This is a genomic window from Burkholderia sp. AU33803, assembly GCF_002223095.1.
Lineage (GTDB): Bacteria > Pseudomonadota > Gammaproteobacteria > Burkholderiales > Burkholderiaceae > Burkholderia.
In genome coordinates this window covers 349,391-373,582 of record NZ_NKFJ01000007.1, presented here as the reverse complement: position 1 = coordinate 373,582, position 24,192 = coordinate 349,391, and the positions used below count along the sequence as shown (strand labels likewise).

Genomic DNA, 24,192 nt, shown 5'->3' with positions numbered 1-24,192 from the left:
GCAATGAACCGGTCGTTTTTTCTCATCGAGCGATATTCGTATGAAACGTCATCTGTTTGCTTTCGTCGCGGCGGCCGCCGTGTCGGTTTCCGCTTTCGCGCAGAGCGCGCCGGTCGATATCGTCCGCAATGCGGTCGAGGGCACCGTCAATGCGATGAAGGCCGATCCGGCCGCACGCGGCGGTGACATGGCGAAGGTCTCGGCGGTCGTCGAGCAGCGCTTCCTGCCCGCGACCAACTTCGAGCGCACGACCCGCATCGCGGTCGGTGACGCGTGGAAGCAGGCCACGCCGCAACAGCAGCAGGAGCTATACAAGCAGTTCAGGCTGCTGATGACGCGCACCTACGCCGCGTCGCTCGCGCAGCTCGGCAGCCAGGACGCGAAGTTCTCGTTCAAGGCCGGCGGTGCGTCGGGCGCCGACGCGCTCGTCCAGTCGACGGTCACGACGCCGGGCGACAGCCAGTCGGTCGGCTATCGTCTCGGCAAGGTAGGCAACGACTGGAAGATCTACGACATCGACATGTCGGGCGCGTGGCTGATCCAGGTCTACCAGGGCCAGTTCAAGAGCCAGCTCGCATCGGGCGGCATCGATGGGCTGATCGCGTACCTGCAGAAGCACAATTCGCGGACGAACTGATCGGCCGCTGAGCGATCCGGATTCCGGATGCACGAAGGGCGCCCTCGGGCGCCCTTTTTCATGGCTGTGCGCTGGCGGCGCGTTACGCGCCGACGCCGAGCATCCGCAGGCAATCGTCGACGACCGCATCGACGAACGCGGCACGATCCGCTTCCGGCGTCGCGATGATGTGATCGGTCGCACCATGCACGCCCGCATAGATCAGCAGCGCGGTGACCTGCGGGTGCGCGAGCCGCCAGGTGCCGGCCCGTGCGCCGCCGTCGAGAATCGCGCCGAGCTGGTCGAGGATCGCGTTCTTGTCGGCATTTGCGCGATCGTGGTGATGGTGGTTCGTATAGACGATGTCGTGCGTGCGGTAGGTCGCCGCGTAGGTTTCGATGTTGGCGCGGATCCACGCGCGCAGGCGCGCGAGCCAGTCGTCGGCGTCGCACGAGTCCACCGCGTGCTGCAAACGGCCGAGGAACGACGCCGTGTAGCGCTGCGCGAGCGCGGCGAGCATGTCGGACTTCGATTCGAAGTAGTGATAGAACGTGCCCTTCGCGACCTGCGCGTGTTCGACGATCTCGCTGACGGTCGTCGCTTCCACGCCCTGCGCGAGAAACAGCGTCTCGGCCGCCGCCATCAGTTCCTCGAGGCGCACTTCCGCCGGCTTCGTGCGCGGCTTGCCTGCCGGCGTGTCGTCTTTCACTGTCCTGTGTCCTGCCTTGGTCCTGTCCGTCATCGCGCGGCTCGACGCCCGTTCATGCAAAGCCCGCAGTTTAGGCCAGCGTCCTGCTCACGGCCAACGCAATCAATTGACCGACGGTCGGTCGATATATATGATGAGAATCATTCTCATCTCGATGCCCGTCAAGGGCTGACCACCATGCCTCGCTACCGTCGCGCCGCACTCGTCCTGGCCGCCTGTCTCGGCACCTTTCTCGCCACGCTCGACATCAGCATCGTCAACGTCGCGCTGCCGACGCTGCAGACGGCGCTCGATACCGATATCGGCGGCCTCCAGTGGGTCGTCAATGCGTATGCGCTGACGCTGTCCGCATTCATGCTGTCGGCCGGGCCGCTTGGCGATCGCTACGGACACAAGCGCGTGTGGCTCGCCAGCGTCGTCCTGTTCACGGTGGGGTCAGTGGTGTGCGCATGCGCGGGCAGCACCGAGCCGCTGCTGATTGGCCGCGCGATCCAGGGGCTCGCCGGTGCGTTGCTGATACCGGGCGCGATGCCGATCCTCACGCATGCATTTCCCGATGCGCGCGAGCGTGCCCGCGCGATCGGCGGGTGGTCCGCGTTCAGCGCGCTCGCGCTGATCCTCGGGCCGCTGGTGGGCGGCCTGCTCGTCGAGCATGGCGGATGGCAGAACATCTTCCTCGTCAACGTGCCGATCGGCGTCGTGACCGTGCTGCTCGGCGCATGGGGCATTCCGGAGCGCCGGCATCCGCAGCATGCGGCGTTCGATCCGCTCGGCCAGGCGCTGAGCGTGATCTGGCTCGGGTTGCTCACGTACGGGCTGATCGGTATCGGCGAAGCCGGCGCGTGGCACGCGAAGGTGCTCGCGCCGCTGGCGGGCGCCGCGGTGGCGTTCGTCGTGTTCGTGCGAGTCGAGACGCGTGTCGAGCGGCCACTGCTGCCGGTCTGGCTGTTTCGCGACCGGCGGCTGGTGCGCGCCAATCTCGCGTCGTTCGTGCTCGGGTTCTCGGGGTACAGCAGTTTGTTCTTCCTGTCGCTGTTCCTGCAGCAGGCGCAGGGGCGCACGCCGGCCGAGGCCGGCTGGCAACTGATGCCGCAGTTCGTGATGACGGCGATCACGTCGATGCTGTTCGGGCGCATCGCGGCGCGTATTCCGTTGCATGCGCTGATGGTGGGGGGATACGGGTTGATCGGCGCGATGCTCGCGGTCATGGCCGGCTTCGGTGCGGGCACGCCGTATGGGCCGGTCGGTGTCGCGCTGGCGGTGCTCGGCGTCGGCATGGGGCTCGCGGTGCCCGCGACCGGCATGACCGTGATGGAACGGGCGCCGGCCGAACGCGCGGGCATGGCGTCGGCGACGATGAACGCGTTGCGCCAGACGGGGATGAGCATGGGCATCGCGGTGCTCGGCAGCATGATGAGCGTCGGTGCGCTGCACCGGATGACGGCCGCGATGCAGGCGGCGGGTAGCGCACAGGCGGATACGCTTGCGCGGCAGGCGGTGATGGAGCATGTGTTTGCTGCGGGGCGGCCGGCGCAGCTCGGTGCGTATCGGGACGCGATGGCGCACGGGTTTTCGATCGCGGTTTTGTGTTCCGGGATCCTCAGTATTGTAGTTGCGGTAATGCTGATGATGCGGCGTGAAACGGAGAAGCAGCCGGGACGCGCGGCGGCGTGCGTGACGTCGTCACAATCGGAATGACAGTGGTCGATCAACTTTTCATGCGTGTCACGACACGCACGGCGGCGGCAAGAACGGCTTTCAGATCACGTCATCCGACGAAGAGCGCATTCTCACCGCTGTTCATTCGACCAAGCTATCGAATGACATATGTGCCGATGTACATGAGCATCGTGGGAACTGCCAAGGCGACCAACGAAGATGCCAATTTTTTTGCCGTGACGCGGTGGCGACTGATTCTCCAACCCGTGAAGGCGAATGCAAGTGATGGCCCGATCAGAAACGCAATGAGCAGAATGGTAGTCGGCCACGGCGGAGAGCAGAGATCGATTTCATGGCAAGAATTCCGATCGGAAGGCCACTGCAAACCGGTATGAATGCGCCAGCTGATTCGGCTCCCGATCCAGCATGCAAACCAGGTCGTGATCAGGCCCGCGGTCCAGTACGCAAGTGAAAATCCGGCGCGTTTCACCTGATCTCCCAGAAAAGGATGGTTTTCGATTTTGCCAGATCGGAGTAGCCGAGATCCGTGAGTGGAATCTGCAGGCTGGATATTCCGATTCGTCGGCCTATCGACGCGAAGATACCTCTCGTACTGGATACCGGGAGGCGAGAACCGTTCCAGAGGTCGATATGTCCGCCGCTAAAGTCGTCGGCAGCGTCGCCCTGTTGTTGCCAGTACCCGAAGAAGAAAATGATGCCGGTGCGATTTCTGACCCGGTTTTCCCAATCGGGGCCGGTCACGTTCTCCGGAGCGGGTAATCCTGCAATCGGGCGCAGCTTTAACCATTCAGCAAACTCGTATGCGCGTGTGGCCGTCGATTTGCCGTTGAGCTTGAGGCGGCCCAGTGTCGGCTTGCCTGGCATTGGCCGGACCCGTTTCTGCGAAAACGACTTCATCTCGATGCCGACGTTGTGCAGCGTTACACTCATCCGGATGGCGCACTGGTTCTGGTACTGTCCGTTTGGATCGGCGTACGGATTCCCGTGAGCATAGTTGTTCCAGAGTTCGGAAAACGTCACCGACTTCAGTTGGACTTCCTTGTGCGAGTTTTGCACGGTGGTCGTCCTCACGACTGTTTTTGCGTTTGGCATTACGCATCCCCGCTCAGTCGTGCGAGCGCTTCGTCGCCCCAATAGACCGTGTACGTGCCCTCATGGCTCGTATGAACACGCGGCAGGTATCCGGTGGCATCGAGTCGGCCCGAGTGAACACGCCCGTCCGATGTTTCGATGATGTACGGATAATCCGGCACTGCGCCGTTTCCGACGGCGCGAACGCATTCGTCATAGACGCCCGCGGCTATGGCCGCCGTATTGCGTTGCGGATTCGATCCGGAAGAAACGACGCCTTCCGTTTCCGCTTCGTCATCGCACCATGAATTGCCGGAGAGCACCGCAACGATGCGTGGCGGTGTCGCACATCGACATAAAACGACGTCGCCATCGGCTGCCGTTTCGCCCATGAATCTGATGCGCTTCGGTCCGCCGGCCTTGGCAATCTGTCCAGTACTTCCGCATGCTTTGCAGAACGCGAGGCCGCCGATCAGCGCAACCTGATGGCCAGCGTCGCCAAACGTGAATGGCGGCCCCGCGTAGGCAACAACGTGTCCTCCGGTTTCCAATTCGTCGCCGACAACGGCGATGCGGCGCATCATGATTTCGCTCCTTGGTCCAGGTCACCGATATCTGCCGGTGATGCCGGTTGCCGCGCGACGAGTTCATGCAGGCGTCATGCGAATCACGAGCACGATGCTCGTTCCGGCAAGCGAAAGGATTCCATCGACCCGGGGAGCGGTCGATTGGACGAGTATGAAATTGGACGGCGAATCGTGAGGTCGACGCCGTTGACGTGCTGGCCTACCTCCGCCGATGCTCGACCGCGAACTTGATCAGCTCGGCCTGCCCTTCTATCTCCAGCTTGCGCTTCAGATTGAGCCGGTGCGTCTCGACCGTGCGCACCGACAGCCCCGTCTGCTGCGCGATCTGCTTGCTCGACAGCCCTTCCGCCAGCGCGTCGAGGATGTCGCGTTCGCGTGGCGTCAACCGGTCGAGCGGCGACGCGGTCGCGCTCGCGTGGATCATCCGCGCGGCGAGCCCTTCGCTGAAGAACGTCTGGCCGGCCAGCACCGCGCCGATCGCGCGCACGATCTCGCTTGCGGGCGAATCCTTCAGCAGGTAGCCGCTCGCGCCGGCACGCACGGCCTGCGTCACGTATTCGATGTTGTCGTGCATCGACAGCATCAGCACGCGGATGCCCGGAAAGCGCTCGTGGAACACGCCCGCGAGCGTGATGCCGTTCATCCCGTTCATGCCGACGTCCATCAGCGCGAGATCGGGTTCGAGCGACGCGGCGAGCGCGAGCGCCTCGTCGGCGTTGCCGGCTTCGCCGACCACGGACAGGTCGGCCGCTTCGAGCCGCATCCGCAAGCCGTCGCGCACGAGCGGGTGGTCGTCGACGAGCAGCAGTCGGGCGACGGGCCGGGCGGTGTCGGGGGCGCTCATGCGTGAAAGGTCTCCTGTGATGGGGCGCGTCATGACGCGGCGCCGGGCAGCGGCACGTGCGCGGCGACGACCGTGTGGCCGACCTGCGACGTGATCGTCAGCATGCCGCCGAGCGCGTCGAGGCGCTCGCGCATGTTGCGCAGGCCGATGCCGCGTCGCGCGTCGGCCTGCGAGCGTTCGGCGTCGAAGCCGCAGCCGTTGTCGGCGATGGTCAGCGTGACGGATTGCGCGCCGACGTCGAGCGTGACGGCCGCGCGCGACGCCTGCGCATGATGCACGATGTTGCTGAGCGCTTCCTGGGCGATCCGGAACAGCGCGGTGTTGACGGCTTCGGGCAGCGGCCGGGCGCCGCTGTGCGCGACCTGCGTATAGCCGATGTCGATGCCGCTTTCGGCGCCGAGCTCGCGCACCAGTTGCTCGAGTGCAGCTGCCAGGCCGAGGTCGTCGAGCATCGACGGACGCAGCGCATGCGAGATGCGCCGCACTTCGCGCAGCGTGTCGCCGAGCCGCCCGACGCCCGATGCCAGCGCCTGCTCGGCTTCGGGCAGGCGCGCCGTGCCGCGTTCGAAACGGGCGAGCGCGGATTCGAGCATCAGCTTCGCGGACACCATCATCTGGCTGATCCCGTCATGCAGCTCGCGCGACAGCCGCGCCCGCTCCTGCTCCTGCGATTCGACGACACGCTGCGCGAGCAGCTTGAGCTTCGCGTCGGCGCTGCGCGACTCGCTGACGTTCAGCACCAGCGCGCACACGACGATCGCCGCCGCGCCGGTGAGCGCGATCGCGGTCAGCCAGCTCATCGTGCGCTCGATGTTCGCGGACGCGCGTGCGTCGATGCGCTGCAGCGCGGTGTCGACGTCGTCGAGATAGATGCCGGTGCCGACCATCCAGCCCCAGCGCTCGAGCGCGACGACGTAGCCGAGCTTCGGCGCGACGCGGCCCGTCGACGGCCGCTGCCACGCGTAGCGCACGTAGCCGCCGCCGCTCGATGCCGCGCCGATCAGCTTCTGGATCGTCAGCGCGCCCTGCGGGTCGCGCATCGACCAGTAGTTGTGGCCGACGCGCTCGGGCTCGCGCGGATGCATCAGCGAATTGCCGTGCAGGTCGTACACGAAGAAATAGCCGTCCGGGCCGAAATCCATCTTCTGCAGCATTGCGAGCGCCTGCGTGCGCAGCATCGCGTCGTCGCGCGCGTTGCGGCCGCTCGCGTCGTAGAGCGGCATGATCGCGCTGGTCGCCAGCTCGACGTAGTGCTTCAGTTCGACTTCCTTGCTCGACAGGTACGCGGCCTGGATCGTCGCATGCTGCGTGCGCGCGAGGGACGTCGCCTGCTGGCGCACGCCGAAGCCGATGCCGGCGATCGCGAGCAGGAACGGCACGATGGCCAGAAGGAAGATCTTTGCCTTGAGTCTCATGGTGGGGCGAAGCAGCCGCGCACCCGCGCGGACGGGCCGGGTGCGTCAGCCGTGCAGCGGCAGGTCGAGGCGACATTGTCGGCGATTTTGCGCACGGGCGGCGACGGCGGGCCGGCGGCCGCCCGGCCGTCGCTTGGCCGTTGCTCGGCCGCTGCTTGGCCGTCTCCGCGGCGCGGCGTGTCCGGCCGTTCAGGCCTGCCGCGCCGCGAGGCCGCCGGAAGCGGCCGGGTGCACGACGATGCGGTTGCGCCCGCCTTCCTTCGCGCGATACAGCGCGTCGTCGGCGAGCTTCAGCGCGCCCTGCATGTCGTCGTCGTGTTCGGGGTAGCTGGTCGTCACGCCGATGCTCACCGTCAGGCGGCCGGCGGCACCGGCGTCGTGCCGGATGCCGAGATCGAGGATGCCGGTGCGGATCGTCTCGGCGATCGTCACCGCGCCGTCCGTGTCGATGTCGGGCAGCACCACGACGAATTCCTCGCCGCCGTAGCGCGCCGCGTAATCGGCCGGGCGGCGCAGGCAGCCGGCGATGCAGTGGCCGACCGCGGCCAGCGCGTCGTCGCCGGCCTGGTGCCCTTGCGTGTCGTTGTAGCGCTTGAAGTAGTCGACGTCGATGAACAGCAGCGACAGCGCATGCTGCGAGCGCGCGGCACGGCGCCATTCGCGCGCGAGCGTGACGTCGAGCATCCGGCGGTTGTCGAGGCCCGTGAGGCCGTCGGTGCGCGCGAGCGCCTGCAGTTCGGTTTCCGCGCGGTGGCGCTTGCGCAACTGCACGTCGAGCAGCAGCGACAGGCCGACGAAGCCGATCGCGAGCGCGGCCATCGCGGAGCCGATCGGAATCGCACGGTCGTACCACGCGGCGTAGGTATCGGCTTCCGAGCGCGCGACCATGATGATCAGCGGCAGGTTCTCGAGGTGCCGGAACACGTACAGGCGCCGCACGCCGTCGATCGACGCGGTGTCGGCGAAGCTGCCTTCATTGGCGGTCATGAACCGCCGGAACGTGCTGGCATGGCTGATGTCGCGGCCGACGATCTTCGGATCGTACGGCTCGCGCGCGAGCATCCTGCCGTCGGTGTTGATCAGCGCGATCGAGCCGCGATCGCCCAGCGACAGGCGCGAGAACAGGTTCTGGAAATATTCGAGCCGGATCGACATCACGGCGACGCCGCCGAACGAGCCGTCGGGCTTCGTGATCCGCCGGCTGAGCGCGATGCTCGGCGAGCCGCCGCGCATCCGCGAGCGATACGGGGGGCTGACGTACAGGCCGGCGTCGGGGTGATCGCGGTGCACGACGAAGTAAGGTTCGTTGCCGAAGTTGGCCTTGCGCGGTACGTCGCTCTTGCCGTCGACCGCGATGTCGCCCTTCGCGTCGAGCACGTAGATCCCGCCGAGGTACTTCGCCGTCGTCGCACGGTCGAACAGCACCTGGCGGCGCAGCGGCATCGGCAGCTTGACGACCTCGGGGTCGTTCTCGCCTTCGACGACGGCCTGCAGCGACAGCGAATAGATCTCGATGTTGCGCTCGATGTCCCACGACGCCATCAGCGCCAGATTCTGCTGCATCGCGATCGAGCGGTCGCGCGCATCGATGCGGCCTTCGTACAGCACGACCCCGCACAGGAGCAGCAGGACCAGCGCGATCAGCAGCCCGGTATAGAAGATCAGGTGCGGCAGCAGGAACCGGCGCAGATGCGCGGCGACGCGGCTCGTCAGGCCGGATTCGCTGGGCATTGCGTAGTCGGTTTCTGCCATGGTCGGTGGATCGGTGGGCATTGCCGCCGGGAGGCGGGCCGATGCGATTGTTCGTATGTCGTGCCGGCGGCGATCCGGTACGCGGCCATTCCGACGCCTTCCTGCCGGCTGGCGGGGAAAATGGACGCCGATTATCGTTAATCGCGGCCAGATATACCGGTAAATCACGCATTCACCGGTGACATCTGCGCCGATTCAACGATCCGACGAATCGGGCAACGCGAATTCAACGGAGTATAACGCGCGCGTCCGAACGCGCGAGAAATGTTGCGGACGGTTGATCCCGATCAAATTACCGTGTAATCCCGTGCTTGCGGATTCCGGGCAGAGCGTTGCTGCACAAGGCTTTGCGGCATGAACGGTCGTGGCGTGCGACATGCAGCCGCCGATTCCCGCCGGTGAGCGACACACACACGCGAAAAATGAAGGTATGCGATAGGCGCCGATTATTCGTTTCAACGGCCGGGCGAACGTGAAAACGAAAAACGGGCGGCCGTGGCGGCCGCCCGTTTCGTGAAGCACGCCTGCGCTTAACCGCCGTGCTGCTGTGCCTTGAACGCGAGGCGGAACTGGTGCAGCAGCGGTTCGGTATAGCCGCTCGGCTGCGACGTGCCCTGCAGCGCGAGCGCGCACGCGGCCTTGAACGCGGTCGACTGATCGTAGCCGGGCGCCATCGGGCGATAGTTCGGGTCGCCGGCGTTCTGCTGGTCGACGACGCGCGCCATCCGCTTGAACACGTCGAGCACGAACGCCTCGGTGATCACGCCGTGGCGCAGCCAGTTCGCGATGTGCTGGCTCGAGATGCGCAGCGTGGCGCGGTCTTCCATCAGGCCGACGTCGTGAATGTCGGGCACCTTCGAGCAGCCGACGCCCTGTTCGACCCAGCGCACGACGTAGCCGAGGATGCCCTGCGCGTTGTTCTCGACTTCGCTCAGGATCTCGGCCTCGCTCCACGCGGCGCGCTCGACGACCGGCACGGTCAGCAGGCCTTCGAGCAGCGCGTCGCGTTCGCTGGCGTACGGCGTCTTCTCGAGCTCCTGCTGGACGGCCTGCACGTCGACGAGGTGGTAGTGCAGCGCGTGCAGCGTCGCGGCGGTCGGCGACGGCACCCATGCGGTGTTCGCGCCGGCGCGCGGATGCGCGATCTTCTGCTCGAGCATCGCGTGCATCAGGTCCGGCATCGCCCACATGCCCTTGCCGATCTGCGCGCGGCCGCGCAGGCCGGCCGACAGGCCCGCGAGCACGTTGTTGCGCTCGTACGACTGGATCCACGCCGACGACTTCATGTCGCCCTTGCGGATCATCGGGCCCGCTTCCATCGCGGTGTGCATCTCGTCGCCGGTGCGATCGAGGAAGCCGGTGTTGATGAACGCCACGCGTGCGGCGGCCGCGGCGATACATGCGGCGAGGTTCACGCTGGTGCGGCGCTCCTCGTCCATGATGCCCATCTTCAGCGTGTTGCGCGGCAGGTGGTACAGATCCTCGATGCGCGCGAACAGCGTATCGGCGAACGCGACTTCGACCGGGCCGTGCATCTTCGGCTTCACGATGTAGATCGAGCCGGTGCGCGAGTTGCGCTTCGCCTTCAGGTCGTGCAGCGAGCACAGCACCGTGACGACACCGTCGAGGATCCCTTCGGGAATCTCGTTGCCGTCGCGGTCGAGCACCGCGCCGTTGGTCATCAGGTGGCCGACGTTGCGCACGAACAGCAGCGAGCGGCCGTGCAGCGACAGCGTGCCGCCGGCGGGCGTGGTGTACTCGCGATCGGCGTTCAGGCGGCGCGTGAAGGTCTTGCCGCCCTTCGCGACTTCCTCGACCAGCGTGCCCTGCATCAGGCCGAGCCAGTTGCGGTAGAGCTGGACCTTGTCTTCCGCGTCCACCGCCGCGACCGAATCCTCGCAGTCGATGATCGTGCTGACCGCGGCTTCGAGCACGACGTCCTTCACGTTCGCGAGATCGGCGCGGCCGATCGGCGTCGATGCGTCGATCTGGATCTCGAGGTGCAGGCCGTTGTGCTTCAGCAGGACCGCGGACGGCGCGTCGGCCGCGCCCTGGTAGCCGACGAACTGCGCCGGCTGCGCGAGGCCTACGATGCCCTTCGCGGTTTCGACGGCGAGCTGGCCGTCCTGCACGCGGTAGCGCAGTGCGTCGCGGTGCGAGCCGCTCGCGAGCGGCGCCGCGTTGTCGAGCACGTTGCGCGCGTAGTCGATCACGCGCTGGCCGCGCGTCGGGTTGTAGGCCGTGGTGCGTTCGGCGCCGCCGTCTTCAGGCAGCGCGTCGGTGCCGTACAGCGCGTCGTACAGGCTGCCCCAGCGGGCGTTCGCGGCGTTCAGCGCGTAGCGCGCGTTCGACAGCGGCACGACGAGCTGCGGGCCGGCCTGCGTGGCGATCTCGCTGTCGACGTTCGCGGTGGCTGCCGCGACGTTCGACGGGGCCGGCACGAGGTAGCCGATCTGTTCGAGGAACGCGCGATACGCGGCGTGGTCGCGCACGGGGCCGGGGTGCGCACGGTGCCAGGCGTCGAGTTCCTGCTGCAGGCGGTCGCGTTCCGCGAGCAGCTCGCGGTTGCGCGGCGCCAGGTCGTGCACCAGGGCCGAGAAACCGCTCCAGAACGCGGCCTTGTCGATGCCGGTGCCCGGCAGCGCTTCGTTTTCAATGAACTGGCTCAGCGCTGGCGCGACTTGCAGTCCTGCTTGGTCGATCATCGTTAATCCTCCCGGGGAAAAAATCGCGCGCGGCTTTGGCTGGTTACGCTGCGACGCTTTGTGTGCCGGCGCGGGCGATCTGCGCGTCCTGTTCGGACTTTACGCCAGACACGCCGATCGCGCCCGCGATCCGGCCGCCGACCGTGACGGGCACGCCGCCTTCGAGCAACCCCGTCAGCGGCGCGCTGAGAAACGCGGTGCGGCCACCGTTGATCATATCCTCATACGCCTTCGTCTCGCGCCGGCCGAGCGCTGCCGCGCGCGCCTTGTCCTGCGCGATATACGTGCTGGCCGGCGATGCACCGTCCAGGCGCGCAAAAGCGAGCAGGTGGCCGCCGTCATCGACGACGGCGATCGACACCGCCCAGCCGTGGCGCTCCGCTTCCGCGCGGGCGGCGGCGAGCATGCGGTCGGCATCGGCGAGTTCGAGTTCGGGTTTCGTCTGCATGGCAATCCTCCGGAATCCGGTCAGTTGACGAGGTGGTTGTCGACGAGCTCGATCCAGTGGCGCACGGGCGTGCGGCCCGCGCCGTTCAGGTGAGTCTGGCAGCCGACGTTGGCCGTGACAATCAGGTCCGGCCGCGCGGCTTCGAGCGCGTCGAGCCGGTTGTCGCGCAGTTTCGTCGCGAGTGCGGGCTGTGTCAGCGAATATGTGCCGGCCGAGCCGCAGCACAGATGGCCGTCGGCGACATTCGTCAGATCGAAGCCGAGCTGCGTCAGGATGCGTTCGACCGCGCCGCCGAGGCGCTGCGCGTGCTGCAGCGTGCACGGGCAATGCACCGCGATGCGGCGTGGCGTCGGCCCGGCCAGCGCGTCGAGCGGCTCGGCCGCGATCACCTCGGCCAGATCGCGCGCGAGCGCGCTGACGCGTTGCGCCTTCTCCGCATAGACGGGGTCGGAGCGCAGCAGGTCGCCGTATTCCTTGACGAAGGCGCCGCAGCCGCTCGCCGTCAGCACGATCGCTTCCGCGCCGGCTTCGATCGCGGGCCACCAGGCGTCGATGTTGAGGCGTGCGCGGGCGAGGCCGGCCGCCTGCGCGTTCAGGTGATATTCGGTCGCGCCGCAACAGCCGGCTTCGCGTGCCGGACTGACGCTGATGCCGAGCCGGTCGAGCACGCGCGCGGCCGCCGCATTGGTGTTCGGCGACAGCGACGGCTGCACGCAGCCTTCGAGCATCAGCACGCGCCGTCCATGGCGCACGGGCGGGCGCGGCGCGGGCGCGGGGACGGCGGCCGGGATCTTGTCCTGCAGCGTGCCGGGCAGCAGCGGGCGCAGCACGCGGCCGGCCTTCAGCAACGCGGCGAACGTCGCCGGGCGTGGCACGACATGCCGCAGCCCCGCGCGCAGCAGGCGCTCGCGCGCGGGCCGCTGCACGCGCTTCTCGGCTTCCGCGCGGCCGATGTCGAGCAGCGTGTGATAGCGCACGCCGGACGGGCAGGTCGTCTCGCAGTTGCGGCACGTCAGGCAGCGGTCGAGATGCTGCTGCGTGCGCTCGCCGCACGGCTCGCCTTCGAGCAGCTGCTTGATCAGGTAGATGCGCCCGCGCGGCCCGTCGAGCTCGTTGCCGAGCACCTGGTAGGTCGGGCAGGTCGCGTTGCAGAAGCCGCAGTGCACGCACGCGCGCAGGATCGCTTCCGCTTCGTCGGCCCGGGCGAGGGCCTTGCTTGCTTCGCTGAGATTGGTTTGCATTGGCGGGTCGGGATCGGGTCGCGTCAGAAGTCGGCGTACAGGCGGCCGGGATTCAAAATCGCATGCGGATCGAGCTGCGCCTTGAGCTGCCGGTGTACGCGCAGCAGCGCCGCCGGCAGCGGCTGGAACGGCTCGCGCGTCGCGCCCGGCGTGAAGCAGGTTGCATGGCCGCCCCACTGCGCGGCGAACCGCTGTACGTCGGCCGGCGCGGCATCGCTCTTCAGCCAGCGCTGTGCGCCGCCCCAGTCGACGAGCTGCGCGCCGGGCAAGGCGTCGAGCGGTGCGGAGGCCGGCACCGACACGCGCCACAGCGGGCGCGGATCGTCGAAGAACGGCAGCGCCAGGTCGCGCAGCCGAGCCCAGAACGCATCGTCGCGATCATCCATGCGCTCGCCGCCGATCGTGTCGCGCGCGGCCTTCACCGAGCCCTCGCCGCCTTCGATCCGCACGCGCAGCACGCCGTCCGCGTGGCATGCGCCGGCGAGCGGCAGCCCCGCGCGCCGCCATGCGGCGACGCGCTGCACAGCTTCGTCCACGCCAAGCTGCAACGCGAGATCGCCCGTCGCGGGCAGCTTCGGCAGCACCTTCAACGACACCTCGGTCACGACGCCGAGACAGCCGAAGCTGCCCGCGAGCAGCCGCGAGACGTCGTAGCCCGCGACGTTCTTCATCACCTCGCCGCCGAAGCGCAGGTGCTTTGCGTGGCCGGTGATCACGCGGCAGCCGAGCACGAAGTCGCGCACCGCGCCGGCCCACGGGCGGCGCGGGCCCGACAGCGCCGCCGCGAACATGCCGCCGACCGTGGCCGCGCCGCCGAACGACGGCGGCTCGCACGGCAGCATCTGGCCGGCCGCGTCGAGCATCGCTTCCAGATCGGCGAGCGGCGTGCCCGCGCGTGCGGTGACGACGAGTTCGGTCGGGTCGTACGACACGACGCCGCGATGCGTGAGCATGTCGAGCGTGCGGCCTTCGACGGGGCGGCCGAGGAACGCCTTCGTGCCGGCGCCGCGGATGTGCAGCGGCTGGCGATCGTGGATCGCCGCGTCGACCTGCGCGACGAGCGCCGCGCTGTCGTCGATCGATTCGATTTCGCGTCGCATCAGAAGCGCTCCAGGTCGGGAAACGGCAGCTTGCCGTGATGGACGTGCATGGCGCCGAATTCGGCGCAGCGGTGCAGCGTCGGGATGTTCTTGCCGGGATTGAGCAGGCCCTGCGGATCGAATGCGGCCTTCACCGCGTGGAAGAACGTGATTTCGTCGGCGTTGAACTGCACGCACATCTGGTTGATCTTCTCGCGGCCGACGCCATGCTCGCCGGTGATGCTGCCGCCCGCCGCGACGCACAGCTCGAGGATCTTGCCGCCGAGCGCTTCCGCGCGGTCGAGTTCGCCGGGCCGGTTCGCGTCGAACAGGATCAGCGGGTGCATGTTGCCGTCACCCGCGTGGAACACGTTCGCGACCGGCAGCCCGTATTCGGCGGACAGCGCGGCGATGCCTTCGAGCACGCGCGGCAACTCGCGGCGCGGGATCGTGCCGTCCATGCAGTAATAGTCCGGCGACATGCGGCCGACTGCCGGGAATGCGTTCTTGCGGCCGGCCCAGAAGCGCTGGCGCTCGGCTTCGTCGCGTGCGACGCGGATCTCGGTTGCGCCCGCGTCGCGCAGCAGCGCGGCGACGCGTTCGGCGTCTTCGTCGACGTCGGTCGGCGAGCCGTCGAGCTCGCACAGCAGGATCGCCTGCGCGTCGACCGGGTAGCCCGCGTGGATGAAATCCTCCGCCGCGCGGATCGCGAGGTTGTCCATCATCTCGAGGCCGCCGGGGATCACGCCCGCGCCGATGATTCGCGCGACCGCCGCGCCGGCTTCCGCGACGTCGTCGAAGCTCGCCATCAGCACCTTCACGCTCGGTGGTTTCGGCAGCAGCTTCACGGTGACTTCCGTGACGATGCCGAGCATCCCTTCCGAGCCGGTGAACAGCGCGAGCAGGTCGAAGCCGGGCGCGTCGAGCGCATCGGCGCCGAGCGTGAGCGTCTCGCCATCGATCGTCAGGATCTCGACCTTCAGGATGTTGTGCACCGTGAGGCCGTATTTCAGGCAGTGCACGCCGCCCGCGTTCTCGGCGACGTTGCCGCCGATCGAGCAGGCGATCTGCGACGACGGATCGGGCGCGTAGTAGAGGCCGTAGGGCGCGGCCGCCTGCGAGATCGCGAGGTTGCGCACGCCGGGCTGTACGCGCGCGATGCCGGCATCGGGGTCGATGTCGAGAATCCGGTTGAACTTCGCCATCACGAGCAGCAGGCCTTTCTCGAGCGGCATCGCGCCGCCCGACAGCCCGGTGCCCGCGCCGCGCGCGACCACCGGCACGCCGAGCGCGGCCGCGACGCGCAGCACCGCGCGCACCTGCTCGACCGTGTCGGGCAGCACGACCGCGAGCGGCACCGTGCGGTACGCGGCGAGGCCGTCGCATTCGAACGGCTTGAGCGCCTCGCGTTCGTGCAGCACGTCGAGGCCGGGTGCCGCCGCGTGCAGTGCGGCGACGAGTGTGTCGCGGCCGACGGTCGCGAGTGGGCCGTCGATCCGTTCGTCGTAGATGAAACTCATCGGGGTTGTCTCCACCATGCAGGCGGCTGCGCGAGGCGCGGCACGCCGGAAGGGAGGGATTCTTGGCGGGCGGCGCGTGTGTGTCTAGATGTGGCGCCAGTGGTCATACCAGTTTTTATGGGGCGGCCGGAAAGTGGCTGTATCGGTCTCCGTAAAACTGAATGGCTACAAGGGTTTGTGGGAAAATCGCCGATATCCTTCCGAGGTGGTCATACCAGTATGGAAATGCAGGAACAGGCAGGCCCGGCGCGGAACGTGGCCGACGTCGTCGCCGAGCGCATCGAGCAGCTGATCGTCGACGGCGTGCTGAAGGCCGGGCAGGCGCTACCGTCCGAACGGCGGCTGACCGAGAAGCTCGGCGTGTCGCGCACGGCCGTGCGTGAAGGGATGAAGTTGCTGCGTGCGCGGGGGATCATCGACACCACGCACGGCAAGGGCTCGTTCGTGGCGAGCCTGACCCCGCAACGCGAGATCACGCCGATGATGCATCTGCTCGGCTCGCAGCCGCGCACGCTGTACGACCTGTTCGAGGTGCGCGGGATGCTCGAGACGGAGGCCGCGCGGCTCGCGGCGCTGCGCGGGACGCCGGCCGATTTCATCCTGATCAAGCGCCGCTATGAAGAGATGACCGCGGCCGATACGCAGGATCTCGACCCGGCCGCGCGCGCGAAGCTCGATCACGCGTTTCATCTCGCGATCTGTGAGGCTTCGCATAACCCGGTGCTCGTGAATACGCTGCAGTCGTTGACGGATCTGCTGCTGAGTTCGGTGTTTGCGTCGGTGAACAATCTTTATCATCGCGAGCCGCTGAAAAAGCAGATCGATCGGCAGCATGCAAGGCTCTATAACGCGGTGACGGGGCGGTTGCCCGATCAGGCGCGCAAGGCGGCGAGCGAGCATATCCGGCAATGCGTCGAGTATCTGCGGGAGATCGAGCAGGAGGAGCAGCGGTTGGTGCGGTCGACGTTGAGGCTCGAAGGGTGGACGTGAGGTTGGCTGTGCGTGGCGGTGTGTGTTGATGCGCATCACGCACAGCGGGTCGGCTGCAGACGCGTGTCACGGAGGCATGTCAGACTGTGAGCCATTCTTCGTGTGGCCCCCGCTGCTGCCTGCCGTGATGCGTGGATGCCGTCGTGTGTGCAGTGCCTGACGGAACCACGCCGGACGAACCGGTGCGCCACGCTTCCTGAAACGGAGGACATCGCATGTCGAACCGGACCCACGACGACGGGCACGACGCCCGTCCCGCCAAAGCAGCGGACGAATCCGCGGATGCGCAGCGCGACGCGTTGCTCACGTTGCTGAATGAGCTGCTGGAAGCCGAGCGCGCAGGTGCGCGGGTTGCATCGGAGACGGCGGCGGAAATCGACGATCCCGAACTTCATCGGCTCGTGGCTGGGATTCGCCAGGATGAGGCGCACTGGTGTGCGGTGCTGGTCGATGCGATTCGGTCGCTCGATGCGACGCCGACGCATGCCACCGGGGCGTTCTATGAGAAGGCGATGGCGATCGATGGTCTGCCGGAGCGGTTGGCGTTCTTGAATCGCGGGCAGCGCTGGGTCGTGCGGAAGCTGCAGGCGTTGCTGCCGACGCTGGCGCAGCCCGACATGCACCATGCGCTCACGCAAATGCTGGTGTCACATGAGAAGAACATCGGGTCGGTTGATGTGCAGTTGCGGATAAAGGGTGGTGGCCCGAGCGCGGCATAGCGACGATGGTGCGAAAGACGTTGTTTGCGGATGCCCGCCGATGTCGGACCCGCAAGGAACGGTCGCCCATATGCAACGCGGCCGTTCAGACAGATTCCGCCGGGCGCAGTGTTCAACGAAATGCCTGCCGGATTCCCAGCGCAATCATGAGCCCGCCACATGTGAGGTCGATCCACGCCTTCGCGCGACGATATGCGGTCGCGATCGCCGCGTGCGACAGAACGAGCGCGACTGCTCCGTACCAGCACGTCGCCGATGCACCGACAGTAGCCAGCATCGCGACGAACGTCGGCGTGGAAACATGGGAGGGCACCGCTGAGGAAAACACCGCCGCATAAAAGGCGATGGACTTCGGGTTCGCGATATTTGTCGCGATGCCTTGCAGGAACGCGCTGCGAAACAGCGGCGCCTTCGTTGGGTGACGTGACGCTGGCGGGGTTGAACGTGCCGACGCAACGAGCCGTAGCCCGAACCAGATCAGATAAGCCGCGCCAGCAAGCCTGACGCCGACAGCGAGCCACGGGAAAATGGCGAACACCATTCCGAGACCCAGGATGGCGCAAGTCGCCCAGAACAGATTTACCGTCACGATTCCGGCGACAAGCGCGAGCGCATCGGCGCGTGTGCCAGTTACCGCCTTGTGCGTGATTGCGACGAAGTTCGGCCCGGGTACGACGGCCCCTGCAGCATAGACAGAAGCGACCGTCGCAATAGCAGACCAATCAACCATTTGACGCCTCACTGAAATGGGGTCGTACAAAACGTGGCGTTGCTTCATCAGCCGGTATTCTGAAGCAATTCACGACGGACCGCTGGTGGCAGCCGACATCTGGCTAATTTGCGTTGCCGAAAAATTGCTGACGCATTTTCGAGAATGCAGTGGGATTGGGTCGAGTCCGCAACCATGCCAGTACGGACTGGCCGCACTCGAGTGCGTTTGTGAACGACGTATCGATGACGTGATCGTAGTGCCGGTCAGCATGAATCGAGTGGAATTGAGACTTTGCCAATCCGATCTTACGGTCGCCACGGGCAAGCTCGCGCTCGATCAGAATCTCGAGCGAACAAAAGACTCCGACGATGAAGACCGGGAGACCGACCAAGTCTTCGAGCATGTAGTGCCATGCATCGGATGAAAGGACATGGTCAACGATCACTGGCTGACCATGCCTGGAAAAAGTCGCGGCAGTGGCATTGATTGCTCGGCACAGCGCGGCCATACGAATCTCTATTTCCTGCTTCTCAACTTCCCAGTAGTTTGCTGGCTCCATGTGTCGGAACACGTCCAACTCCACGTGCAAATGATGCTCAATCAAGTTCTCGCATAAATACCTGGCCAGCGTACTTTTTCCTGCACTACTCGGACCGTTGAGCACAACGACGGCCCCGTATGGTCGATGCGGCAATTCCGTGATCGGCATAGAGGTACCCGTCAGTGGTCCGTGAATGCAGGCGGCGCTCAATTGTCGGCGAACCGAGATGCGATGTCGAACGGCTGCTTGCGGTTGAAAATGAGCGCATATACCGCGCTCCCAGTCAATTTACGCCAACAAAAAAAGCCCGCCGAAGCGGGCAACCTCACGATGCGGAGGGGGAGATACGAATAAGCGTGGCCGCGTGCTTAACCTTTGGTCGCACCGAACGTCAGCCCCGCCACGAAATGCTTCTGCATTGCGAAGAACATCGCGACGGACGGCAACGCCGCCAGAATCGACCCGGCGGACACGAGGTTCCACGACGTCGTCCATTGCCCCTTCAGTGCGGCAACGCCAGCGGTAATCGGCGCAGCCTCATCCCCTTGCGTGAGACACAGCGCCCAGAAGTAGTCATTCCACACGAACGTAAAAACGAGAATCGCCAGCGCGGCCAACGCGGGCCGAATCAACGGCAGCACGATCCGGTAAAACACCGTCCATTCCCCCGCCCCTTCGATTCTTGCCGCCTCGATCAACTCGAACGGCAACTGCTTGATGAAGTTGCGCAAAAACAGCGTGCAGAACCCCGTCTGAAACGCGACATGAAAGAGAATCAGCGCCTCGACCGTATTGAACACACCGAGCCTGAGCGACAAATCCCGCACCGGAATCATCAACACCTGCACGGGCACGAAGTTACCGGCAACGAACGTCCCGAACAGCGCCGTACTCCCGCGAAACTTGTAGGTCGCCAGCGCAAAGCCGGCCATCGCCGCCAGCGCAATCGAGCCAAGCACGGAAGGCACCGTGATCTGCACGCTGTTCCAGAAGTAATGCAGCATCGGCGACGTCGTCAGCGCGTCGCGATAGTTCTCGATCATCGAGAAGTGCCGCGGCCAGCCCCAGTAGTGGCCTTCGACCAGTTCCTCGGTCGAGCGCACCGACGTGATGAACACGGCGATCATCGGCAACAGCCAGATCAGCAGCGCAACCGGCAGCGACAACTTGTACAGCCTGCGCGAGACAGGCTTCCATTGGGCAACGGGAGTCGGAAACATGATGGCCACCGGTCAGGTTATTGCTCGTTGCGCAGCAGGCGGCGCAACTGGAACACGATGTAGACGAGCATGATCGCGAACAGCACGACCGCAATCGACGCGGAATAGCCGAGCCGGTAGTACTTGATCGCCTGGTCGTACATGTAATACGCGAGCACGGTCGAGCTCTCGAACGGGCCGCCGCTCGTCATCACCGAGATCAGGTCGAAGCTGCGCAGCGCGCCGATCACCGTGACGACGATCGCCATGAAGGTGGTCGGCCGCAGTTGCGGCAGCACGACGTGCCACAGCAGCGCGAAGCCGCGCGCGCCTTCCATCCGGGCGGCTTCGATCTGTTCCGGGTTGAGCGACGTGAGGCCGGTGAGGTACAGGATCATGCAGTACGCGGTCTGCGGCCACAGCGCGGCGAATACGATGCCGAACGTCGCGTAGCGCGCGTCGCCGAGCACCGGGATGCCGTGTCCGGCGATCAGCGCGAGCAGGCCGAACGTCGGATCGTAGAACCACGAGAAGATCAGCCCGACGACCACGCCGGACAGCACGAACGGCGCGAAGAACAGGGACTTCACGAGCCGGATACCGGCCACCACCTGGTTCAGGTACAACGCGAGCGCGAGGCCGAGCGGCGGCGCGAGCATGAAGAGCGCGAGCCAGATCACGTTGTTGCGCAGCGCGGTGTAGAACGTCGGCGCATGCAGCAGTTCGACGTAGTTCGCGACCCCGACGAAGGTGCGCTCGGTCATCCCGTCCCAGTTGTACAGGCTCAGCCACAGCGTCGACAGGATCGGCCAGATCACATAGACGGCCACCATCGCGCACGCCGGCGCGAGAAAGAGCCACGCGGCGCGCTGTTGCCGTCGCACGGCAGGCGACGGGCGACGCGCGGGCAGGGCGGTGGCGGCGGATGCGCTGCGCGGCGACGGCGCGGCGCCCGCGCCGGCGCCGGCGGGCGGGGGGGACGTGATCGGACTGGACACGGCAAGCCTCCTGAACGGGCACGGCGGCACGGGGCCGCCGGTTGGGTCACACGGTCACTTCTTGTAGATGCGCTTGCGGGTCTGTTCGAGTTGCGCGAGCACGGTATCGAGCTGCGCGGGATTCGCGACGAACTGCTGCATGCCCTTCATCCCTTCGTCCGCCATTTCCTTCGTCATGTCGCGGTCGTAGAACTGCGCGACGCCGCCCTTCGTGTCCGCAAGGATCCGGAAGCCGATGCGCGAGATCGGATCGGCCGGCTCGGGCGACTTGCTGTTGGCCGACAGCGAGCCGAGCCCCTCCGCGAGCTTCGCGCCCATCTCGGGCGTTTCGACGAACGCGAGGAACGTGTGCGCGTCGGTCTTGTTCTTCGCCTTCGCCGGAATGTGCAGCGATTCGACCGGGCCGTCCTCGGCGGTCGGTACCTTCGGGTCGATGATCGGGAAGCGGTAGTAGCCTATTTCCTGCTTCACGTTCGGCGGAAAGCCCGCCGCGATGAAGGTGCCCATCAGCATCATCGCGGCCTTGCCCTGGAACAGGAACGGCTGCGCGCCGTCGAGATCGTAGGACAGCGCGTTGTCGATGAAGTAGCCCGCATCGATCAGCGATTTCCACGTCGTGTAGACCTTCTTCACGCGCGGGTCGGTGTACGGCACGTCGCCGGCCATCAGCTGCTGGTGGAACACGTTGCCGTTCACGCGCAGGTCGAGATAGTCGAACCAGCCGGCGAGCGTCCATGCGTCGCGGCCGCCGACCGCGATCGGCGTGATGCCGGCCGCCTTCAGCTTCTTGCACGCGTCGAGAAACTGATCCCACGTCTTCGGCTCGTCGGCGATGCCGACCTTGTGGAACAGATCCTTGCGGTAGAACAGCCCCCACGAGTAGTAGACGGTCGGCGCCGCGTACTGCTTGCCGTTGTACGAGGATGCGTCGCGCGTCGACGCGTACATCGCGCCCCAGCCGTTCTTCGTCCAGTCGCCGCTCAGGTCCTCGAACAGCCCGCGCTTCGCGTAGTACGCCATCCGTTCGCCCGCGTGCCAGTTGACGACGTCCGGTGCGACGGTCGTGAGCCAGGCGGGGAGCTGCACCTTGTACGCTTCCTCGTCGACGAAGGTGGCCTTCACGTCGATGTCGGGATGCGCCTTGTGGAACGCTTCGATCGTCGACTGCCAGACCGCGCGCTGGCTGGCGCCCTTGAACGCGATGTTGATCGTCAGCGTGCCGGCATCGGCGGGCGCCGTCATGCCGAGCGATGCCAGTGCGACAGCGGCGGCCGTGGCGAGCCGGGCGGCGGTGCGAAGGGGGCGATGGGTCATACGTGTCTCCAGTCCTGGGTGTCGTTGTGCGTGACCGGCGCGTCGTGGCGCCGGTCGCGGTTGCTACGAACGGCTTCGATACACGGCCACGTCCTGCGGCCCGACTTGCGCCGTGCCGAGCACGAACGCGGACGGCGGCACCGCGTCGATCGTGTGCGGTGCGTCGCCGTAGTTGAAAACGTAGGTCAGGCCGCCGCGGCGGCTCACGCGCACGCCGTCGCCGAGCGGTGCGGGCGCGAGGCCGGCCTCGGCCGCGACATCGGCGAACAGCCGAACGGTGGTCGCGTCGTCGAACAGCGCGGCCCAGTAGTGCAGCGTGCCGTGCGATACCCACGCCGGGTGACCGTCGGCGAAGCGCGCACGCACGACGCTGTGCGTATCGTCGTGCAGCTCGACGAAGTCGCGCCAGTGGCGTGCGTTGCCGGCGAGCGGCGCGCCGTCGCGCAGCGTGCCGTCGACCCGCTCGGTCACGTTCGGCCGCAGCGATTCGACGCGCCACACGCGCACCGGCAGGATCGACGCCAGCGGGCCGGGCGGCAGCGTCGGCGGGATCTGCAGGTCGACGGTCTTCGAACCGGTGCGCGGGCCGAGCACGACATGCGCGCCGGAGGCGGCGAGCCGCGCGGCGAAATCGTTCGGCACGACCGGCAGCGGCGGCACGACGACGAGGCGGTAGCCGTCTAGCGGCGCGTGCGCGGACACGATGTCGACGTCGAGGCCGAGCGAGCGCAGCGCCGAGTAGTACTCGAACGCGAAGCGCGGGTAATGGAAATCGGCGCCCTGCGGCTGCACTTCGAACAGCCACTTCGCTTCGTAATCGAAGACCAGCGCGACGGGGGCGCGTACGTCACCGTCTGCATCCGCGCCGGCGTCGTGCACGGTCGCGATCTCGTGCGCGACGCGCTGCGCCTCGCGGCCGCCTTCGTCGAGCTGGTCATCGGGGGTATGCAGGCCCGCATGCATCTGCTCCTGCGCGAACGGCGCCTGCCGCCAGCGGAAGTACGACACGCAGCCGGCGCCGTGCGCGAACGCTTCCCAGCTCCATAAGCGCACCATGCCCGGCAGCGGTGCAGGGTTCCACTGCGCCCAGTTCACCGGGCCCGGCTGCTGCTCCATCACCCAGAACGGCAGCTTCGACATACCGCGATAGAGGTCGTGATTGAACGACGCGAAATCGGGATGGCCGGTGCGCAGCCAGCGCGCCTTCACGTCGGGTGCGAACCACTGCTCCTCGAGCGCGCCGAGCGGATAGCTGTCCCAGGTCGCGATGTCGAGGTCGCGTGCCACTTTGTAGTGATCGAACTCGGTGAACAGCTGCATGAAGTTGTGTGCGACGGGGCGGCCCGGCGAGTGCGCGCGGATCACGTCGACCTGCATCCGGTGATAGCGCGCGACTTCGTCCGACGCGAAGCGCCGGTAGTCGAGGCGGTGCGACGGGTGGGCCTCGGTCACGGTGCCGACAGGCGCATCGACTTCATCGAAATGGCGATACTCCATGCTCCAGAACACGGTGCCCCACGCGCGGTTCAGCGCGTCGATCGTGCCGTAGCGCGCCTTCAGCCACGCACGGAAGCGCACGAGCGCGGCCGGCGAGTAGCTGACGACGGTCTGGTGGCAGCCCAGCTCGTTGTCGGTCTGCCAGTAGCGCACGGCCGGGTGGCGGCCGTAGCGTTCGGCGACCGCCGTGCAGATCTGGCGCGACGCGTCGAGATAGGTCGGCGACGAGAAGTCGTAGTGGCGGCGCGAGCCGAACGCGCGCGGCCGGCCGTCCGCACCGATCGCGAGGATGTCGGGGTGGCGATCGACCAGCCATTTCGGCGGCGTCGCGGTGGGCGTGCACATCACGATCTCGAGGCCGGCCGCGCCGAGCACGTCGACCGCGCGATCGAGCCAGCCCCAGTTGTATTCGCCCGGCGACGGCTCGATGCGGCTCCACGCGAATTCGGCGATCCGCACCTGCTCGATGCCGAGCGCTTTCATCCGGCGGGCATCGTCGGCCCACATCGTTTCCGGCCAGTGTTCCGGGTAGTAACAGACTCCGAGGCGCATGCC

The 24,192-nt window shown here is 66.6% G+C and carries 20 protein-coding genes and 1 pseudogene; 4 read left to right on the top strand and 17 right to left on the bottom strand.

What is annotated here, in order from left to right; genetic code table 11:
- The first annotated feature begins 40 nt into the window (after window positions 1-40).
- Window positions 41-637 carry a phospholipid-binding protein MlaC gene (locus tag CFB41_RS31315; protein ID WP_089428733.1) on the top strand — a complete coding sequence of 199 codons (597 nt, stop codon included), beginning with the start codon at window positions 41-43 and terminating at the stop codon, window positions 635-637.
- 82 nt (window positions 638-719) lie between these two features.
- Here CFB41_RS31315 and CFB41_RS31310 read toward each other — a convergent pair whose 3' ends face one another.
- Entirely contained in the window at window positions 720-1,358 is a 639-nt protein-coding gene (locus CFB41_RS31310; protein ID WP_089459262.1) for a TetR/AcrR family transcriptional regulator, read from the bottom strand.
- A 144-nt stretch (window positions 1,359-1,502) separates the two neighbouring features.
- Here CFB41_RS31310 and CFB41_RS31305 point away from each other — a divergent pair, with 144 nt between their 5' ends.
- Entirely contained in the window at window positions 1,503-3,023 is a 1,521-nt protein-coding gene (locus tag CFB41_RS31305; RefSeq protein WP_089459261.1) for an MFS transporter, read from the top strand.
- A gap of 447 nt (window positions 3,024-3,470) precedes the next feature.
- Here CFB41_RS31305 and CFB41_RS31300 read toward each other — a convergent pair whose 3' ends face one another.
- The 10 genes from CFB41_RS31300 to glcD form a co-directional block, all read right to left on the bottom strand.
- Complete coding sequence (locus CFB41_RS31300; RefSeq protein WP_089459260.1) at window positions 3,471-4,097, bottom strand: type VI secretion system amidase effector protein Tae4; 627 nt, start codon at window positions 4,095-4,097, stop codon at window positions 3,471-3,473.
- Entirely contained in the window at window positions 4,097-4,660 is a 564-nt protein-coding gene (locus tag CFB41_RS31295; protein ID WP_089459259.1) for a PAAR domain-containing protein, read from the bottom strand. The genes CFB41_RS31300 and CFB41_RS31295 overlap by 1 nt, the downstream gene beginning before the upstream one ends.
- Before the next feature lie 202 nt (window positions 4,661-4,862).
- Window positions 4,863-5,507 (bottom strand): response regulator transcription factor, encoded by a 645-nt coding sequence (locus CFB41_RS31290; RefSeq protein ID WP_043186307.1) that lies wholly within the window; start codon window positions 5,505-5,507, stop codon window positions 4,863-4,865.
- 29 nt (window positions 5,508-5,536) lie between these two features.
- Window positions 5,537-6,922, bottom strand: coding sequence for a cache domain-containing protein (locus CFB41_RS31285; RefSeq protein WP_089459258.1), 1,386 nt, complete (start codon window positions 6,920-6,922; stop codon window positions 5,537-5,539).
- Window positions 6,923-7,111: 189 nt separating this feature from the next.
- Window positions 7,112-8,674, bottom strand: a complete 1,563-nt coding sequence (locus CFB41_RS31280; protein ID WP_089459304.1) for a sensor domain-containing diguanylate cyclase — start codon at window positions 8,672-8,674, stop codon at window positions 7,112-7,114.
- A gap of 530 nt (window positions 8,675-9,204) precedes the next feature.
- The gene (locus tag CFB41_RS31275; RefSeq protein WP_089459257.1) at window positions 9,205-11,379 is read right to left on the bottom strand and encodes a malate synthase G; all 2,175 of its coding nucleotides are present in this window, start codon (window positions 11,377-11,379) and stop codon (window positions 9,205-9,207) included.
- A 43-nt stretch (window positions 11,380-11,422) separates the two neighbouring features.
- A complete protein-coding gene (locus CFB41_RS31270) occupies window positions 11,423-11,827 on the bottom strand; it encodes a heme-binding protein (protein ID WP_089443739.1) in 405 nt (134 codons plus the stop codon).
- A gap of 20 nt (window positions 11,828-11,847) precedes the next feature.
- On the bottom strand, window positions 11,848-13,068 hold the full coding sequence (gene glcF / locus CFB41_RS31265; RefSeq protein ID WP_089459256.1) for a glycolate oxidase subunit GlcF: 1,221 nt from the start codon (window positions 13,066-13,068) through the stop codon (window positions 11,848-11,850).
- A gap of 23 nt (window positions 13,069-13,091) precedes the next feature.
- Window positions 13,092-14,168 carry a glycolate oxidase subunit GlcE gene (gene glcE, locus CFB41_RS31260; RefSeq protein ID WP_089459255.1) on the bottom strand — a complete coding sequence of 359 codons (1,077 nt, stop codon included), beginning with the start codon at window positions 14,166-14,168 and terminating at the stop codon, window positions 13,092-13,094.
- Entirely contained in the window at window positions 14,168-15,667 is a 1,500-nt protein-coding gene (gene glcD, locus CFB41_RS31255) for a glycolate oxidase subunit GlcD (protein ID WP_089459254.1), read from the bottom strand. Before glcD ends, glcE begins: the two co-directional genes overlap by 1 nt.
- Before the next feature lie 219 nt (window positions 15,668-15,886).
- Here glcD and glcC point away from each other — a divergent pair, with 219 nt between their 5' ends.
- A complete protein-coding gene (gene glcC, locus CFB41_RS31250) occupies window positions 15,887-16,657 on the top strand; it encodes a transcriptional regulator GlcC (protein WP_089459253.1) in 771 nt (256 codons plus the stop codon).
- Between the two features lie 275 nt (window positions 16,658-16,932).
- Window positions 16,933-17,376: pseudogene (locus tag CFB41_RS31245) on the top strand (DUF6306 domain-containing protein); the annotation flags it as partial.
- A gap of 112 nt (window positions 17,377-17,488) precedes the next feature.
- On the opposite strand, the gene CFB41_RS31240 reads toward CFB41_RS31245, so the two are convergent.
- The 6 genes from CFB41_RS31240 to CFB41_RS31215 all read right to left on the bottom strand — a co-directional run bounded on the left by CFB41_RS31240 (window position 17,489) and on the right by CFB41_RS31215 (window position 24,189).
- A complete protein-coding gene (locus CFB41_RS31240; protein WP_089459303.1) occupies window positions 17,489-18,106 on the bottom strand; it encodes a LysE family translocator in 618 nt (205 codons plus the stop codon).
- Window positions 18,107-18,209: 103 nt separating this feature from the next.
- The gene (locus tag CFB41_RS31235) at window positions 18,210-18,797 is read right to left on the bottom strand and encodes a chloramphenicol phosphotransferase CPT family protein (protein ID WP_089459251.1); all 588 of its coding nucleotides are present in this window, start codon (window positions 18,795-18,797) and stop codon (window positions 18,210-18,212) included.
- 200 nt (window positions 18,798-18,997) lie between these two features.
- On the bottom strand, window positions 18,998-19,849 hold the full coding sequence (locus CFB41_RS31230) for a carbohydrate ABC transporter permease (RefSeq protein ID WP_089459302.1): 852 nt from the start codon (window positions 19,847-19,849) through the stop codon (window positions 18,998-19,000).
- 17 nt (window positions 19,850-19,866) lie between these two features.
- Window positions 19,867-20,826, bottom strand: coding sequence for a carbohydrate ABC transporter permease (locus CFB41_RS31225; protein WP_089459250.1), 960 nt, complete (start codon window positions 20,824-20,826; stop codon window positions 19,867-19,869).
- A 54-nt stretch (window positions 20,827-20,880) separates the two neighbouring features.
- Window positions 20,881-22,140, bottom strand: coding sequence for an ABC transporter substrate-binding protein (locus CFB41_RS31220; RefSeq protein ID WP_089443749.1), 1,260 nt, complete (start codon window positions 22,138-22,140; stop codon window positions 20,881-20,883).
- Window positions 22,141-22,203: 63 nt separating this feature from the next.
- On the bottom strand, window positions 22,204-24,189 hold the full coding sequence (locus CFB41_RS31215) for a beta-galactosidase (RefSeq protein ID WP_089459249.1): 1,986 nt from the start codon (window positions 24,187-24,189) through the stop codon (window positions 22,204-22,206).
- Between the last annotated feature and the right edge of the window lie 3 nt (window positions 24,190-24,192).